This window comes from Rhizohabitans arisaemae, from assembly GCF_025996515.1.
In the GTDB taxonomy this organism is placed as follows: Bacteria; Actinomycetota; Actinomycetes; order Streptosporangiales; family Streptosporangiaceae; genus Rhizohabitans; species Rhizohabitans arisaemae.
Window position 1 is genome coordinate 497,063 of record NZ_BLRH01000029.1, and the last position, 16,156, is coordinate 513,218.

Sequence of the window (16,156 nt, forward strand, 5' to 3'; positions counted from 1 at the left end):
CAGTCCTTCAGCGGGGGGTGGTGAGGCGGGTGCCGGTCAGCTCCTGGATTCTGGTGATTTCCTCGGTGCTGAGGCGGTTCAGGTACGAGGTGAGGGTGAGGTTGGCGTTCATCGGGCGGAACGCCGTACGGGACAGTCCGTGCCAGGCGAACGGGCGCCGGTCGCCGTCACCGGAGCACGCGGCCGCGATCCGGGCGCGGGCCCGTGCCGTCCATTCCAGACCGCACCAGTCGTAGAGATCCCGGAAGCCTTCGAGGGGGGCGCGGACCAGGTCCTCGTAGCGGACCAGGCGGACCCCGGGGATCGGCCGGACCACCGCCCGCGCCGTCCGCCACAGCAGGGCGGCCTTGGCGATCCGGTCCTGGGATCCGACGTGGGCCCGCAGCTCAGGTGCCCAGGGGCCGAGCAGGTCGCGGACGAGCAGCGGCTGCTCCAGGAGCTCGTGGAAGTAGACCGTCCAGCCGAGCCGCTGCCAGCTTCCGACGAAGGCCACCGGGTTGCGGATGAGGACGACCACCCGGCAGCCCAGCCGTTCGGTGAACCACCGGGTGGAGAAGAGGGCGAACGGGTCGTCCAGGAGTGCCTGGCGGCCGCGGAGGCGTCCGGTGAGGAACGCGGTCCCGTCCCGCAGGGACCGGGCGAGGGCGCCGGGTGACCGGTTCCGCCGGAGGTCGGCGCGGAGCCCGTACCGGAGTGCGAGGGTCCGCTGGAAGGCGGGGAGCCAGAGTTCGTCGTTGTCATCGCAGATGTACTGGAATCGGTGGGTCACCGAGGCGTTGAGCACGCCGGGACGGCGGCCGGGGGGATGCTGGGGGTTGAGCGGTTCGTTGACGTAGACGAGCCGTCCGCCGGCGTGGAGCATTCTGCCCACCCAGCTTGTCCCGCTTCGGGGGAGTCCGGTGACCAGGATCGGGCTCATCGCGGCTCCGTGGGCCGGAGGCCGTACCAGCGGCAGACCTGCAGCAGGGGGAGGAGGTTTTTCACGACGACGCCCGCGGACCAGCCGAGGGCGGCGCCGAGGAGGCCGTGGCCGGGGGTGAGCAGCAGGTTCGTCCCGACCGTGGTGATCAGCGCGATCAGGACGTTCAGCAGGTTCCAGCCGGTGCGCCCCGCTGAGATCAGCACGATGTCGATCATGCCGCAGCCTCCGGCGAACATCATGGTCGCGGCGAGTATCCAGGTCACCGAGGCGGCGCTCCGGTACTCGGCGCCGAGGATCCCGAGCAGCCAGGGCGCCAGCGCGGCGAACCCCAGCCACATCGGCCAGGTCAGCAGGATCAGCCGCCGGGTGGTCCGCCGGTAGAGGTCGCGGGCGAGTTCCAGGTTCCCCTCGGCGAAGGCGCGGACGAGCATGGGCTGCGCCGGCTGGGTGAGCGCCTGGTTGACCAGTTGCCCCACCACTTTGAAGCGGGTCGCGGCGGTGTAGAGGGCGGCGGTCTCGGCTCCGGCCAGCGCCGCGACGAGGAGGATGTCGGCCCGTTGGAAGCCGGCCTGGAGCGCGGAGGCGACGGACCGCGGCCAGGTGTGGCGCCAGAAACCCGTGGCCGCCACGGCCTGGGTGGATCGTGCGGCCCGGTGCAGCCGGACGACGGCGAGCACGGTCGCGGGGAGGTAGGGCAGGCTCCAGGCGATCAGCAGGAGGTCGGCGGAGGTGGTCGCGGCGACGAGGCCCAGCTGGGCGAGGGGCCTGCCGATCCCGCCGACGAGCGCGGTGGTGGCCAGGTCACCGTAGCCCCGGCTGGCGGCGAGCACCACGTCCAGGAAGACGATGAACGGCAGGGCGCAGCAGACCGGTGGCGGGAGCCGGAGGGTGAGCGCGGCGGCGGCGAGGGCGGACAGGCCGAGCACCGGGAGCAGAACGGCGTGCGGGTGCCGGTATCCGCCGGTGCCGGCGATGAAGTGGAGCAGTCCGGTGCCCGCGTCCAGCCGTACGATTGCGGCGACCAGCAGGATCAGCGAAGTCGAGGTGAAGAAGTCGCCCGCGACGGCGGGCGGGAAGCCGCGTGCCACGATCACCACGACCAGCAGCTGGCAGCCGGCCCCGGTGGCCGCCCCCACCAGGGTCAGGCGGAGGTTCTCCCGGACGGGGGCTTCGGCGTCGGTCTGATCCTGGGTCACGGGTCGGTCCTGCGCCAGGACGGGACGCCGCCCAGCCAGGCGCAGAGCCGCTCGTCGGAGGGTTGGAAGTGCGCCGACAGGGCGACCCGGAGCCAGGGGGGCATGGCGACCCGGGATCGCGCGTTGAGCCGGGGGAGGACCGGGTCGCAGAGCCGGGGCAGGCCGAGGAACTCCAGGATCCGGTCGTAGACGGGTTCGGGATCGTGGAAGAGTCTCCCGCTGTCGACGACGTGGATCCGTTCCTCGCCGAAGTGGGGGAGGAGCCGGTCGAGCTGGTCGGCGTACCGGCCGCGGGCGAGGTAGGCCTGATGCCGGTGCGCGTGGCTGACGTATCCGGCGTCGGCGGAGATCCGGGCGACCTGGCCGCTCAGCCGTTCCGCCTCAAGGTCCAGCGCCCGGACGAACGTCTCGCTCTCGAATCCGCGGGCGACTTCGTGCGCGTGGGCGGAGTACGCCCGCTCCACCGGGTCGCGGACCAAGACGATGAGCTTGACGCCGGGCAGGTCGGCGGCGATCCGGGCCGGGGCGAGGGGATGGAAGAGATAGTACGGGCTCGCCTCGAACGCCAGCGGGCGGGCGCCGTACCGTCGTTCGATCCGGCGGCCGGTCGCCGTCAGCGGGAAGTGCGCCCGATACCAGCTCATCCCCCGCGTGTAGTCGACGTCGAAGTAGTGGATTCCCTTGTGCAGCACCGGCTTTAAGATCATCGGATGCCGGCTCAGGGTCCGGTACAGCGAGGTCGTCCCGGAGCGCTGCGCTCCGATGATCATGAAGCTCGGCAGGAGCCGGCCGTGGTGGCTCGCCCTGCCGACCGTCCGGGACACCGAGTGCGCGACCCGCTTCACCTCCGGCCTCACAGCAGGGCCTCGGCCTGGTCGACCACGGGGTTCAGCCAGCGCTGCGGCGGGCCGAAGGGCTCGTGCCCGTCGCACGCGTGCCGGTCGGCCAGTGCGATGAGGTAGTGCAGCGCGGTACGGCGGGCCTCGTGCCCGTCCAGACCGAGGGGCGCGAGGATCCGTACGGCTTGCGCCAGGCAGGCCCGCGCGGCGGTCTTCGGCTTCATCGTCCGCAGCGCCGAGGCGAAGAAGTGGTGCACGAGGTCGAAGCCGAGGGGCACCCCGGTCGCGAAACGCTCCCAATCCCAGACGAGGAGGCGCCCGCCGTCCCCCGCGACGTTCCAGGGGGTGAGGTCGCCGTGCCAGGCGTGCTCACCCAGGTCGGCGATCTCCCGGACCGCGGCGACCAGGAGATCCTCGTCCGTCCGGCGCCGGGTTCGACGCACCGGGAGCGGGGAGAGCACCAGGACCTCCAGGTCCCGCCATACGCCGTGGTGCAGGACCCGCGGGGGGACGACCACCTTCAGCGGGGTGCGTGCCAGCTCTTCCAGGACCGTGTGTTCGTGCCGGACCAGCCGCCGGGCGAGGTCGCTGTCGCCGATCTTGACGAAGCCGAGGAGTCGCCCGTCGCGGGTGAGCGCCTGGAGCACCGGCTTGCGGTTGGCCCGCAGGGCCGGACGGGCGGAGACCGCCACGACCACCTCGGTGCCGAGCGCGGCGCTGAGATAGGTCTGGATCGTGTCCGCGCCCGCCGGGGTGTGGATCCGTTCGGCGAAGAGCCCGAGGCGTACGGCCCAGGAGAGCCGATGCGGCCGTACGGCGCGTTCGGCGGCCCGGGGCGCCGAGACGGGAACGAGCAGCCGAGGCGCGAACCTGCCGGGGACCACGGTGAACGTCTCGCTGCGCTCCCCGGGCGGGAAGAGCTTGGCGATCACCTCGTGGAGATAGCGCAGTCTGACCTGTGCGTCGTTCATATGTCCGTCGTTTCCATAGCGTTGCGCCATAAAAGGGCGAAGGAGATCAGATAGAGGATGAGCGGCGTGACGAGCCCGTCGTAGACGAACATGTAGAAGAGAACCAAGATCATGATTAGCGTGCCCGCGACGCCGACCGGGCTGGTGTCCCGCCGGTACCTGCGGACCGCGCCCGCGAAGAAGGCGACGTAGAGCCCCGCCCCGATGAAGCCCTGCGTCATCAGCAGCAGCCACAGCTGACCGTCGCTGCCGAGCGGCGGATGGCCGCACTCGGCACACCACGACGTCTTGGCCGTGGTCGCCGAGCGGTGGTTGCCGACCGCGTTCCGGGTGTTCCCGTACCCCAGAACGGGTGAGGCCAAGGCGGCCTCCAGGGTCCGCGTCACGGTGTGGCCGCGGACCTCGTTGCTGTGCGGGCTCTCGATCCGCTGGGCGACGATGGCGTGTAGCGGGGTGATCAGGAAGACCGCGCCGCCCAAGGTCAGGCAGGCGGTGAGCACCGCCACGCCCAGCGCCTTGCGCTGCCTGGCCAGCCGGAGCACGAGGTAGACCGCGCTGAAGGCCAGGGCGATCCACAGGCCGCGATTGAGCGAGTGGACGACGGGGATCGCGGCGAGGGCGACGACGGCGACGGCGATCACCCTGCGCCGCGTGCCGCCGTACACCCACCAGCCCACCGTGAACCACACCAGCAGCACCGAGACGTTGCTCCCCCAGGCGTTCGCCCACTCGAACGGGGCCTCCGGCCGGGGCGCGGCGTAGCCGAGCACGTACTGCGTCTGCGCGGCGGTGGGGTGGATCAGGTTCCGGACGAACGAGTTGCCGCCTATCCAGTCGGGGAGGAGCCGCTCGATCGGCGCGGTGTACTCGAAACCCGGCGCCAGCACGCCGAGCAGGCCCCCGGCCACGGTGACCAGGAAAAGCACCCCGAGCATCCGGATGAGCGCCAGCCTCGGCAGTTCCCGTTCGGTGAGGTTGCCGATGTAGAGCACGACGATCAGCAGCGCCAGGTAGAGGGCGAGCCGCATGAGGTAGCCGGCGATCCGGCCCGCCCGGAGGTCTCCGTGGGTCCCCGCCGGGGTCGCGCCGAGCATCGTGGCGCTCGCCAGGTAGCCGACGAGGATCAGGCTCCACAGGCCGAAGCCGCGGGGGAGCAGCAGGGGGCGGCGTCGCCAGAGGATCACGGCCATCGGCACCGCGAGCACGACGACGATCAGCCCGCCGAAGCCGAGGGCCCACCACAGCGGGTAGCCGACGAGCAGGATGCCGATCGGCAGGCTCACGGCCGCCGGAGACCGGGGGATCACGACGTCGCGGTACGGATCACGTCGCCGGGCCGGGCGGCGGGACGCCTGGCGGGTCGGCCGCGCTCCGGGAGCCGGTGTTCCCGTCCCCGATCGGCGAGGAACGCGACGCCGACGCCGCCGAAGAGGCCGAGCACCAGCCCCGAGCCGAGGAACAGGAGCGGGTCGGGGAAACTCGGCGAGGCCGGTTCCACGGCGTCGCTGATCACCGAACCCGAGGTCGTCGCCGTGGTGCGCAGCGCGTTGTACCGGGTGGTCAGCGCCGAGATCTGCCGTCCGAGCATCGACTGCTCCCACCGGAGCAGGACCGGGCCGTCCTTGGCGGCGGAGGTCCGGGCGAGTTTGGCGAGCCGGGCGTTCAGCTCGCCGATGCGGGCCTCGACGGTCTTCAGCTGGCCGGCGATCGCCTGCTTGGCGCTGTTCGCCCGATGGTTGAGGTAGGCGCGGGCGACGGCGCGCGACCCGGAGGCGGCCGAGAGCGGGTCGCCCGCCGTGTAGGTGATCGCCAGGATCGCGGAGTTGGGCGGCACCTGAACGGTGACCGCGCGCCGGACGCGATCGGGGTCGCCGGTGACGCCGACACCCCGCAGGGCCCCGGCCGCCACCACGGCCGACCCGGCGACCTTGGCCTCGGTGTCCAGGTTGAGCACTTCGCGCTGGCGGGGGGTGAGCGTGTTGACCGGTTCCTGCACTCCGGTGGAGGTGACCAGGACCTCGGTCGTGGCGGTGTAGGAGCCGGGGACGACGATGGCCGTGAGGCCGGCCAGGACCAGACCGGCGAGGGCGAACGAGGCGATGAGCAGGCGTCGGCGCCTGAGCATTCCGGTGTACGCCGAGAAATCGGTGGAGACCGGATGCGGCCCGGTGGGTTCCCCTCTGCTCGACGCCACGGTGAACAACCCTTCGACATGGACGGCCGACGATTCCGGCGCTCGTCAAGGGCCGAGCGCGGTCGGATACTCGGCAACTATAGGCTGAGTCATGATTTCATCCGTTGATTACCGGAGAACGACCTTGAATTCGCGGTGACGGTCCCGGAATGGTGGACTATCACAAAGCAATAAAGTGGATAAATCCGGACTTATTCTTGAGGCTGACTCGGAGGATTGGCACGGCTAGAATCCCTCCCAGCCCGGTTCTTTCGTCTAATGCCGAATGACGAGGTGGGTCTGGTGCGTTTTGTGGGGATCGCCGTGATATTGGCGTTGGTCGGTCTCGGCTGTTCGGCCGCCGAAGGCCACACCCCCGCCCCGGGGGAATCGGCGTGCGAGGTCTCGGCGATCCTGGTCCCCTCCTGCGGCGCGTGGTGGGGGATCGCCCCCGCCGTCTTCACCCGGACGCCGCCGGGGCGGGCGCTCGCCGTCGCCGAGGAGCTGATGGGGCGGCCCGCCGACATCCTGCACGTCTACCACCGAGGCGATCGGCTCTTTCCGACCGAGGCCGAGATCCGGCTCGCCCGGGAGCCCGGCCGGCGCAGGATCCTGCTCGTCAACTGGAAGCCGTCGTTCCACCGGAGCTGGGCGGAGATCGCGGCCGGAGCGCTCGATGACCGAATTGATAAATTGGCCGCTCATATCACCAAGGTCTTTCCCGAGCGATTCTTCCTTACTGTGCATCATGAGCCGGAAAACGAGGTGGTGGACCGGCCCGGGTCCGGCTACACCGCCGACGACTACCGGGCGATGTTCCGGCGGGTGATCGAGCGGCTGCGGACTCGGGGGGTGACCAACGCGATCACCGTGATGACGTATATGGGTGCGCCGAATTGGAGCTCGAAGCCATGGTTCGACGCGCTTTATCCAGGTGATGAGGTGGTGGACTGGATCGGGATGGATCCCTACGCGGACGGGCGGGTCGCCGACTTTGCCGGACTTGTCGATAAGACCAGAGATGACTATCCGAATTGGCCGGGTTTCTATAGCTGGGCGGTCCGCCGATTTCCCGAAAAGCCACTGATGCTCGCCGAATGGGGTGTCTTCTCACGAAGAGCCGATCCGGGGTTCAAGGAACGGTTCTTCGACTCGGTCCACCGGCAGCTCCCCGGGTTCCCCCGGCTCAAGGCGCTGGCCTACTTCGAGTCGCCCCGGGCGCCCCGGGGCGACACCCGGTTCGACGCGACCGGCGGCGAGCTCGGCGCGTTCCGCCGGCTGGCGCGGTCGCCCCACCTCACGAGCGCGAGAATCCCCGAACCGAGGTGAGCAGCTTGAGCACGCCGTGCACCGCCTCCTCGACGGTCATCCGGGTGGTGTCCAGGGTCAGCTCCGCGTCGTCCGGGACCTCGTAGGGGTCGGAGACACCGGTGAACTCGGGGATGAGCCCGGCGCGCGCCTTGGCGTAGAGCCCCTTGCGGTCCCGCCGTTCGCACTCTTCCAGTGGCGCGGAGACGTGCACCAGCAGGAAGTCTCCCCCCACCTCCGTGACCATCTCCCGGACGGCCTTCCGGGTCTGCGCGTACGGGGCGATGGGGGCGCAGATCGCGATCCCGCCGTGCCGGGAGACCTCGGCGGCGACGTAGCCGATCCGCCGGATGTTGAGGTCCCGGTCGGCCTTGGAGAAGGTCAACCCGGAGGAGAGCACCTGCCGCACCACGTCGCCGTCCAGGTAGGTGACGCTCTTGCCCTCCTCCAGCAGGGCGTCGTAGACGCCCCGGGCGATCGTCGACTTGCCGGAGCCGGACAGGCCGGTGAAGAAGAGCGTGAGCCCGCGCCTGGCCGCCGGAGGCCGCGGACGCGGCAGATCGGGGGTCGCCACGTGCATCGTCGCCCCGTGCGCGGCGGCGAGGTGGGTGCGCAGGTCGAGGTCGCGCTCGGCGGGCACGTCCCGGGGAGGCAGCGGCAACGGCACCACCACCGCCTGGGGAAACGCGTCCAGCACCCGGCGGATGAGGGCGGCGTCGTCGGAGCCGAGGATCAGCGGCATCACCAGCAGGTCGGCTTTGTGCTGTTCGGCGAGCCCCTTGACCTGCGTGATCGAGGACTCGTCGAGCCACCCCCGGATCGTGACCCCGAGGACGGGGCCGTCGAGCAGCTCTTCGCGTACGGCGTGCGGCGGTCTGCGCAGCCGCCGGAACGGGCCGTGCTCGGGGTGGTTCAGCGGCTCGACCGGTCCCGCGAGGGCCACGCGGTCACCGTGGGCCGTCCGCTCCTCGACCGTGAGGACGGCGAGCGGCACCCCTTCGGGGTCCTGCAGGACGAGCCGGTCCGCCGCCGCGACCGAGGCGGGAACGGTCAGGGTGACCGGGACGGGCCAGGGGGTGCCGTCCAGGAGGGTGCCGCGGGTGTGGATCTCCGCGATCTCGGCGGCGGGCAGGAAACCGCTGAGCGGATGAAACGCGCCGGAGAGCAGCAGTTCCAGGTCGGCGAGCTCGCGTGCGTCGGGAGTCCAGGAGGGCAGGTCCGTTGTCACGCGGTCACTTTAGTTCACCCGGCGCGGTCTAGATGATGCGGGCGAAGTGGTTCTGCGGCTTGCGGACGACGAGGGTCACCTCGTCGTGGGCGGCCGGAAGCTGACCCCGGGACGCCTTCTCGATCAGCTTGCACATCCCGCCGACAAGCGGCCCGAACCGGCCGCGGTGCGCCGGCCCGGAGACCCCGACGTACTCCTCGGCGATCATCAGTCCGCGCATCAGGCAGTAGGACTGGACCCCCTCGCGGGAGACGATGGGTTCGTAGACGGCGGGGAGCGGTCCGACCTCCCCGGCCGGCGCGAATCGCGGCCAGAGCAGCCTCCGGGCCCGTCTGGGCAGGACCCGCGAGCAGAAGCCGTAGGCCGAACCCCGGTCGCGGAGCCGGAGGAACATCAGCCCGCCGGGTCGCAGCGCGGAGGAGAGCCGGTCCAGGACCAGCTCGGTGTGGCGGATCCGCTCCAGTAGGAACTCGCAGCGGATCACGTCGAAGGAGCGGTGCGGCAGCGGCACGGAACGCAGGTCGCCGAGGCTCCAGGCGTGGAGGTCGGCGCGGGCCTCGGTCCGGGCCCGCAGCGCCGGCAGGTCTTCGTCCACACCGGTCAGCCGGGCGGCGACCCGCCCCATGTCGATCTCGGTGCCGCCTCCGCAACCCGCGACCAGGACGTCGAGGCGGCGGCCGAGTCGCTCGGTCCACTGCTCCCTGATCCGCTGGGAGAAGACGTCACCCTGAGAGTATGACGGCCATCGTATCTCGGACATACTTCGAAGAGTATCCAGATGGATGCGTTGTGTAACGGATTTTGCCACGGCAGATCCGGGAGAGCTCAGGGGTCGCAGGCAAGTAGCCTTGTCCTTAGTGACCCCGGGCTTGGGGCATGTGGTCTGCCGACGTGGGGCGTTGGGCGTCTGATGAGCCTTTCTGGACTTCTTGATCTTGTTGTTGCCGATCCCGCCTTGAGTGCCGCGCTCGAGGCGGCCAAGAGCGGTTCACCGGACGGGGATCGGGTCGATCTCATCGCCCCGCCCGCGCTCCGCCCGTTCGCGGTGGCCGCGCTCGCCGACGGGGAGCGCGGGGCGGACCGCCCGGTGCTGGTCGTCACCGCCACGGGCCGGGAGGCGGAGGATCTCGTCGCGGCGCTGACCAGCTTGCTCGACCCGGACCGGGTGGCCTTGTTCCCGGCTTGGGAGATCCTGCCGCATGAGCGGCTCTCCCCCCGATCGGACACGGTCGGGCAGCGTCTGGCGGTCTTGCGCAGACTCGCCCATCCGGAGCAGGACGACCCGGCGGCCGGGCCGGTCCGCGTGATCGTCGCACCGGTGCGCGCGCTGCTGCAGCCCATCGTCGCGGGCCTGGGCGACCTGGTGCCGGCCCGGCTGCGCGCGGGGGACGAGGCCGATCTGGACGACACGGTCCGCCGGCTGGTGGACACCGGGTACCACCGGGTCGACATGGTGGAGCGGCGTGGCGAGGTCGCGGTCCGCGGCGGGCTGCTCGACGTCTTCCCGCCCACCGAGGAGCACCCGCTCCGGGTGGAGTTCTGGGGCGATGTGGTGGAGGAGATCCGCTGGTTCAAGGTCGCGGATCAGCGCAGCCTGGAGGTGGCGGAGAACGGGTTGTTCGCGCCGCCCTGCCGTGAGCTGCTGCTCACCCCCGAGGTCCGGGACCGGGCGCGCAAACTGGCGGAGGAGCACCCGTCGCTCGCCGACATCCTGGAGCAGCTGGCGGAGGGGACGCCGGTCGAGGGCATGGAGGCGCTCGCGCCGGTGCTCACCGACGACATGGAGCTCCTTCTCGATCATCTGCCGATCCGCTCCTGTGTCCTGGTCTGCGATCCGGAGCGGATCCGCGGCCGTGCGGAGGAGCTGGTACGGACCAGTCAGGAGTTCCTGGAGGCGTCCTGGGTGAACGCGGCGGCCGGCGGGGAGGCCCCGATCGATCTGGGTGCCGCGGCCTTCCGGGAGCTGGACGAGGTCCGCGCGCACGCGGGCGAGCTCGGCGTCCCCTGGTGGACGATCTCGCCGCTGGATCCGGGTACGGCGGACGCGGGCCACGTGGTGCTGGACGCGACGGGTGTGCAGTCGTATCGGGGGGACACGGCCAGGGCCCTCGCCGACGTGAAGGGCTGGCTGGGGGAGGATCGGCGGGTCGTCCTGCTCACCGAGGGGCACGGCTCGGCGGAACGCCTCCTCGAAGTCCTGAAAAACGAGGACATCGCGACGAGGCTGGGCGGGCTGGACCGGCCGCTTGAGCCCGGGGTCGCCCACGTGGCCACCGGGCGCATCGACCACGGGTTCCTCCTCGGCGGGGTCCGCGAGCCGGGTCAGGCGGGCCGGACCCTCCGGCTCGCCGTGCTCACCGAGGGCGACCTGGTCGGTCAGCGCTCGTCGACCAAGGACATGCGGCGCCTGCCCAGCCGCCGGCGGAACATGGTCGACCCGCTTCAGCTCCGGGCCGGCGACTACGTCGTGCACGAACAGCATGGTGTGGGCAGGTTCGTGGAGATGGCGCAGCGGACCGTCCAGGGGGCGACCCGCGAGTACCTCGTCATCGAGTACGCCAAGGGCGACCGCCTCTACGTCCCCACCGACCAGCTCGACGAGGTCACCCGGTACGTCGGGGGCGAGTCGCCCACGCTCAACCGGATGGGCGGCACCGACTGGGCCAAGGCCAAGACCAAGGCCCGCAAGGCCGTACGGCAGATCGCGGGTGAGCTGATCAGGCTCTACTCCGCGCGGATGGCCTCACCGGGGTACGCGTTCGGGGCCGACACCCCGTGGCAGCGCGAGCTGGAGGACGCCTTCCCGTACGCGGAGACCGCCGATCAGCTCGCCGCCATCGACGAGGTCAAGCAGGACATGGAGAAAGCGATCCCGATGGATCGGCTGATCTGCGGGGACGTCGGCTACGGCAAGACCGAGATCGCGGTCCGGGCCGCCTTCAAGGCCGTACAGGACGGGAAGCAGGTCGCGGTGCTCGTGCCGACGACCCTGCTGGTCCAGCAGCACATGTCCACCTTCGGGGAGCGGTTCGGGTCGTTTCCGGTGGTCGTCAAGCCGCTGAGCCGGTTCCAGAGCGACGGGGAGGCCAAGCAGACCGTCGAGGGGCTGCGGGAGGGCAGCGTCGACGTGGTCATCGGCACCCACCGGCTCCTGTCCAACGAGACCCGGTTCAAGGACCTCGGCCTGATCATCGTGGACGAGGAGCAGCGGTTCGGCGTGGAGCACAAGGAGGCCATGAAGCACCTGCGGACGCAGGTCGACGTGCTGGCCATGTCGGCCACCCCGATTCCGCGGACCCTGGAGATGGGTCTGACCGGGATCCGGGAGATGTCCACGATCCTCACCCCGCCGGAGGAGCGGCATCCGATCCTCACCTTCGTCGGCCCCTACGACGAGAAGCAGATCGCCGCGGCCATCCGCCGGGAGCTCATGCGGGACGGACAGGTCTTCTTCGTGCACAACCGGGTCTCCTCCATCAACCGGGTCGCGGCGCGGATCAAGGAGATCGTCCCGGAGGCGAACATCGCCGTCGCCCACGGGCAGATGAACGAGTCCCAGCTTGAGAAGATCATGGTGGACTTCTGGGAGGGCTCCTTCGACGTCCTGGTCTGCACCACGATCGTGGAGTCCGGGCTGGACGTCCCGAACGCGAACACCCTCATCGTGGACCGTGCGGACACCTACGGCCTCTCCCAGCTCCACCAGCTGCGCGGACGGGTCGGGCGTGGGCGGGAGCGCGGCTACGCGTACTTCCTCTACCCGCCGGAGAAGCCGCTCACCGAGACGGCGCACGAGCGGCTGGCCACGATCGCGCAGCACACCGAGATGGGCGCGGGCATGTTCGTGGCGATGAAGGACCTGGAGATCCGGGGGGCCGGCAACGTCCTCGGCGCGGAGCAGTCCGGGCACATCGCCGGGGTGGGTTTCGATCTCTATGTGCGGATGGTCAGCGAAGCCGTACGCGAGCTCAAGGGAGAGGGACCCGCGGAGCAGTCCGAGGTCAAGGTGGAGCTGCCGGTCAACGCGCACATCCCGCACGACTACGCGCCGGGGGAGCGGCTCCGCCTGGAGGCGTACCGGCGGATCGCGTCGGTCGCCTCCGACGACGACATCGCCGCGGTCCGGGACGAGCTGGCGGACCGGTACGGCAAACTGCCCGAGCCGGTGGACAACCTGCTGGAGGTGGCGCGGTTCCGGCTCCGGGCCCGGCAGGCCGGACTTACCGATGTCACCCTCCAAGGGACGAACATCCGCTTTGCCCCGGTAGAGTTGCGTGACTCACAGCAGGTACGGCTGTCGCGGCTCTATCCCAAGGCTCTCGTCAAGTCCGCGACGAAGATGCTGCTCGTCCCGGTACCCAAGACCAAGCCGCTGGGTGGCCAGCCACTGCGCGATATGGATCTGCTCAAATGGTGCAGTGATCTGGTGGAGGCGCTCTTCTTGGAACCCGCGAGAGCGGCCGCAGTGACAACGAAGGGACTCAAGTGAAGTCGAAGGGCATTCGCGTCGCCCTGCTGGCCGTGGCGGCCACCGTGGCACTCACCGCCTGCAACCCGATTCAGGCGGGTTCCGCGGCGATCGTGGGGAACGAGCGCATCAGCCAGGAGGAGCTCAACACCGACGTCCGCGACTACACGGCGGCGCTGGTCAAGCTGAAGGTCCCGGAGGACCAGATCTCGGCGATCGCGATCCCCGGCTATGTGCTTCAGTCGCTGATCCCCGTACGGGCCTACGAGCAGGTCGGCCGGGCCAACGGCGTCACCGTGACCGACGGGGAGATCGACGCCTTCATCGCGTCCAAGGGCGGCCTGCAGCAGGCCGAGGTGGAGGCCCTGCAGGCCGGGGTGCCCCCGCAGGAGATGCGGGGCCTCGCCAGAGCCCAGCTGATCCAGCAGAAGCTGCTGGTCAAGTTCGGCGGCGGGACCGACAAGGCCGCCCTCAAGCGTGCCCAGGGGCTGCTCAGCAAGGAGATCACCAAGCTCAAGCTGGTGGTGAACCCCCGCTACGAGCTCAAGCCCAACCCGGAGGCGCAGATGAACCCGGGGGCGAACCCCTGGCTGGGGAACGACCGGTTCGGCGCGCCCGCAGGCCAGGAAGCGGCGGCGGGTGGCTGATCGATGACGTTCACGGTCGTCGCCACCACCCATCGGGTCGCCCCGGGCCTGCTCAGCCGGCAGGCCTGGGACGCGCTGCGCGCGGGCAGGGTGCTGACCGACACCCCGGATCACCCGCAGGCGCCGTACCTGGCCGAGGCGGGGATCCTCGTCGAGGTCGTGGCACCCGACGCCCGCCGGCTGGTGGAGCAGGCGCAGGTCGGCCCCGTGGTGTGGCTGGCGGCGCCCGAGGGCGCGGAGGAGCTGATGCGGGCGGTCGGCGAGGCGATGCTGTCCGTCGCCGACCCGCCCGCCATGGAGTTCGTGCACGGCTCCTACGACCTGCCCGGGGCGCGGCTGCTCGACCTGGTCACCGTGATGGACCGGCTGCGGCGGGACTGCCCGTGGGACGCCAAGCAGACCCACGAGTCGCTGGCGCCGCATCTGCTGGAGGAGCCGTACGAGGCGCTGGAATCCATCGAGCAGGGGGATTACGCCGCGTTACGGGAGGAACTCGGCGACGTCCTGCTGCAGGTGCTGTTCCACGCCCGGATCGCCGAGGAGCGCCTGCCCGCCGAGGACGGGTTCGACATCGACGACGTGGCCGGGGACATCGTGGACAAGCTGGTCCGGCGGCATCCGCACGTCTTCGCCGGCGTCGAGGTGGCGGACGCGGACGAGGTCAAGGCCAACTGGGACGCGATCAAGGCCGATGAACGGGCGCGGAAGGGCGACGGATCCGCGGGTTCGGTCCTGGACGGGGTGCCGATGGGCCAGGCGGCCCTGGCCCTCGCCGCGCAGCTGCAGAAGCGGGCGGAGCGGGCCGGGGTCCCGCAGGAGCTGGTGACCGATCCGGGTTCCGGGATCGGCGCGGAGCTGTTCGAGCTGGTACGGCGGGCGCGGGCCGAAGGGTTGGACCCCGAGTCCGAGCTCCGGGCCGCCTCCCGGGCTTTCCGTGAGCGCGTTCAAGAGTGGGAGAGCGGCACCCACCGGCCCTGATTCCGGGGACGTGTGGCGGCAGCCGTACCCACAAGGAAGCTCGATAGGCTCTGGAGGCAAACCGTCCAAACCTGAAAGAGGAGCGTTTTGTGGCTTCCATCGAGGCTGTCGCCGCACGCGAGATCCTAGACTCCCGGGGCAATCCCACGGTAGAGGTCGAGGTCCAGCTGGAGGACGGCAGCCAAGGGCGCGCCGCGGTGCCCAGCGGCGCCTCCACCGGCCGGTTCGAGGCCGTCGAGCTGCGCGACGGAGGTGAGCGCTACGGCGGCAAGGGCGTCGAGAAGGCCGTGCTGGGGATCACCGACGAGATCGCCGAAGAGCTGATCGGCTACGACGCCCAGGAGCAGCGGCTCATCGACCAGGTCCTGATCGACCTGGACCGCAGCGCCGACAAGTCCCGCCTCGGCGCCAACGCCATCCTCGGCGTCTCCCTCGCCGTCGCCAAGGCCGCCGCGGCCTCTGCGGACTTGGAGCTCTACCACTACGTCGGCGGGCCCAACGCCCACATCCTGCCGGTCCCCATGCTGAACATCCTCAACGGCGGTGCCCACGCCGACACCAACGTCGACATCCAGGAGTTCATGATCGCTCCGATCGGGGCGGCGAGCTTCTCCGAGGCCCTGCGGATGGGCACCGAGACCTACCACGCGCTCAAGTCGGTGCTGAAGTCCAAAGGGTACGCCACGGGCCTCGGCGACGAGGGCGGCTTCGCCCCCAGCCTGCCCTCGAACCGGGACGCCCTCGACCTGATCCTGGAAGCGATCGACAAGGCGGGCTACGCGGCGGGCGAGGACATCGCGCTCGCGCTCGACGTGGCGGCCTCGGAGTTCCACAGCGACGGCGTCTACACCCTGGAGGGCGCCAAGCGCTCCGCCGAGGACATGATCGCTTACTACACCGACCTGGTCGGGGCGTACCCGCTGGTCTCCATCGAGGACCCGCTGAACGAGGACGACTGGGACGGCTGGCAGGCCATGACCGCCGCCCTGGGGTCCAAGGTGCAGATCGTCGGAGACGACCTGTTCGTCACCAACCCCGAGCGACTCGGGCGGGGGATCGCCGAAGGCGCGGCCAACGCTTTGCTCGTCAAGGTCAATCAGATTGGTACGCTTTCCGAGACCCTGGACGCCGTCGATCTGGCGCACCGCAGCGGATACCGCTGCATGATGAGCCACCGTTCGGGCGAGACCGAAGACACCACGATCGCCGATCTCGCGGTTGCGACGAACTGCGGGCAGATCAAGACCGGTGCTCCCGCGCGGAGCGACCGTGTGGCGAAGTACAACCAGTTGCTGCGGATCGAGGAATACCTCGACGATGCCGCTCGATACGCAGGCAAGGGCGCATTCCCTCGCTTCCGCGGCTGATCCCCCACGGGGGCTTGGCTTCGACGGGGTGAACGGGGCGAGCCCGCCGCGGACCGGGA

13 protein-coding genes are annotated in these 16,156 nt (G+C 70.4%); 5 read left to right on the forward strand and 8 right to left on the reverse strand.

Features of this window, described 5'->3' with window-relative positions; translation table 11 throughout:
• Positions 1-7: 7 nt before the first annotated feature.
• Genes RUR_RS13805 through RUR_RS13830 form a run of 6 tightly spaced genes read right to left on the reverse strand, consistent with a single transcriptional unit; the run spans position 8 to position 6,122 of the window.
• A complete protein-coding gene (locus RUR_RS13805; protein ID WP_283135407.1) occupies positions 8-919 on the reverse strand; it encodes a sulfotransferase in 912 nt (303 codons plus the stop codon).
• Complete coding sequence (locus RUR_RS13810; protein ID WP_283135408.1) at positions 916-2,118, reverse strand: lipopolysaccharide biosynthesis protein; 1,203 nt, start codon at positions 2,116-2,118, stop codon at positions 916-918. The genes RUR_RS13805 and RUR_RS13810 overlap by 4 nt, the downstream gene beginning before the upstream one ends.
• Positions 2,115-2,975, reverse strand: a complete 861-nt coding sequence (locus tag RUR_RS13815) for a sulfotransferase family protein (RefSeq protein ID WP_283135409.1) — start codon at positions 2,973-2,975, stop codon at positions 2,115-2,117. The genes RUR_RS13810 and RUR_RS13815 overlap by 4 nt, the downstream gene beginning before the upstream one ends.
• Positions 2,972-3,928, reverse strand: a complete 957-nt coding sequence (locus RUR_RS13820; protein ID WP_283135410.1) for a hypothetical protein — start codon at positions 3,926-3,928, stop codon at positions 2,972-2,974. Before RUR_RS13820 ends, RUR_RS13815 begins: the two co-directional genes overlap by 4 nt.
• A complete protein-coding gene (locus RUR_RS13825; RefSeq protein WP_283135411.1) occupies positions 3,925-5,211 on the reverse strand; it encodes an O-antigen ligase family protein in 1,287 nt (428 codons plus the stop codon). The genes RUR_RS13820 and RUR_RS13825 overlap by 4 nt, the downstream gene beginning before the upstream one ends.
• A gap of 20 nt (positions 5,212-5,231) precedes the next feature.
• Positions 5,232-6,122 carry a Wzz/FepE/Etk N-terminal domain-containing protein gene (locus RUR_RS13830; RefSeq protein WP_283135412.1) on the reverse strand — a complete coding sequence of 297 codons (891 nt, stop codon included), beginning with the start codon at positions 6,120-6,122 and terminating at the stop codon, positions 5,232-5,234.
• A gap of 282 nt (positions 6,123-6,404) precedes the next feature.
• On the opposite strand from RUR_RS13830, the gene RUR_RS13835 reads away from it, so the two are divergent.
• Entirely contained in the window at positions 6,405-7,430 is a 1,026-nt protein-coding gene (locus RUR_RS13835) for a glycoside hydrolase family 26 protein (protein ID WP_283135413.1), read from the forward strand.
• Here RUR_RS13835 and cysC read toward each other — a convergent pair.
• Both cysC and RUR_RS13845 read right to left on the reverse strand, forming a co-directional pair.
• Positions 7,399-8,637, reverse strand: coding sequence for an adenylyl-sulfate kinase (cysC, locus tag RUR_RS13840; protein WP_283135414.1), 1,239 nt, complete (start codon positions 8,635-8,637; stop codon positions 7,399-7,401). The genes RUR_RS13835 and cysC overlap by 32 nt on opposite strands.
• 28 nt (positions 8,638-8,665) lie before the next feature.
• A complete protein-coding gene (locus RUR_RS13845) occupies positions 8,666-9,397 on the reverse strand; it encodes a class I SAM-dependent methyltransferase (protein ID WP_283135415.1) in 732 nt (243 codons plus the stop codon).
• 150 nt (positions 9,398-9,547) lie between these two features.
• On the opposite strand from RUR_RS13845, the gene mfd reads away from it, so the two are divergent.
• The 4 genes from mfd (at position 9,548) to eno (ending at position 16,097) form a co-directional block, all read left to right on the forward strand.
• Positions 9,548-13,126, forward strand: a complete 3,579-nt coding sequence (gene mfd, locus RUR_RS13850; protein WP_283135416.1) for a transcription-repair coupling factor — start codon at positions 9,548-9,550, stop codon at positions 13,124-13,126.
• Positions 13,123-13,752, forward strand: coding sequence for a SurA N-terminal domain-containing protein (locus tag RUR_RS13855; protein ID WP_283135417.1), 630 nt, complete (start codon positions 13,123-13,125; stop codon positions 13,750-13,752). Before mfd ends, RUR_RS13855 begins: the two co-directional genes overlap by 4 nt.
• Before the next feature lie 3 nt (positions 13,753-13,755).
• Positions 13,756-14,730 carry a nucleoside triphosphate pyrophosphohydrolase gene (locus RUR_RS13860; protein WP_283135418.1) on the forward strand — a complete coding sequence of 325 codons (975 nt, stop codon included), beginning with the start codon at positions 13,756-13,758 and terminating at the stop codon, positions 14,728-14,730.
• 89 nt (positions 14,731-14,819) lie between these two features.
• A complete protein-coding gene (gene eno, locus RUR_RS13865; RefSeq protein WP_283135419.1) occupies positions 14,820-16,097 on the forward strand; it encodes a phosphopyruvate hydratase in 1,278 nt (425 codons plus the stop codon).
• The last annotated feature ends 59 nt before the right edge of the window (positions 16,098-16,156 follow it).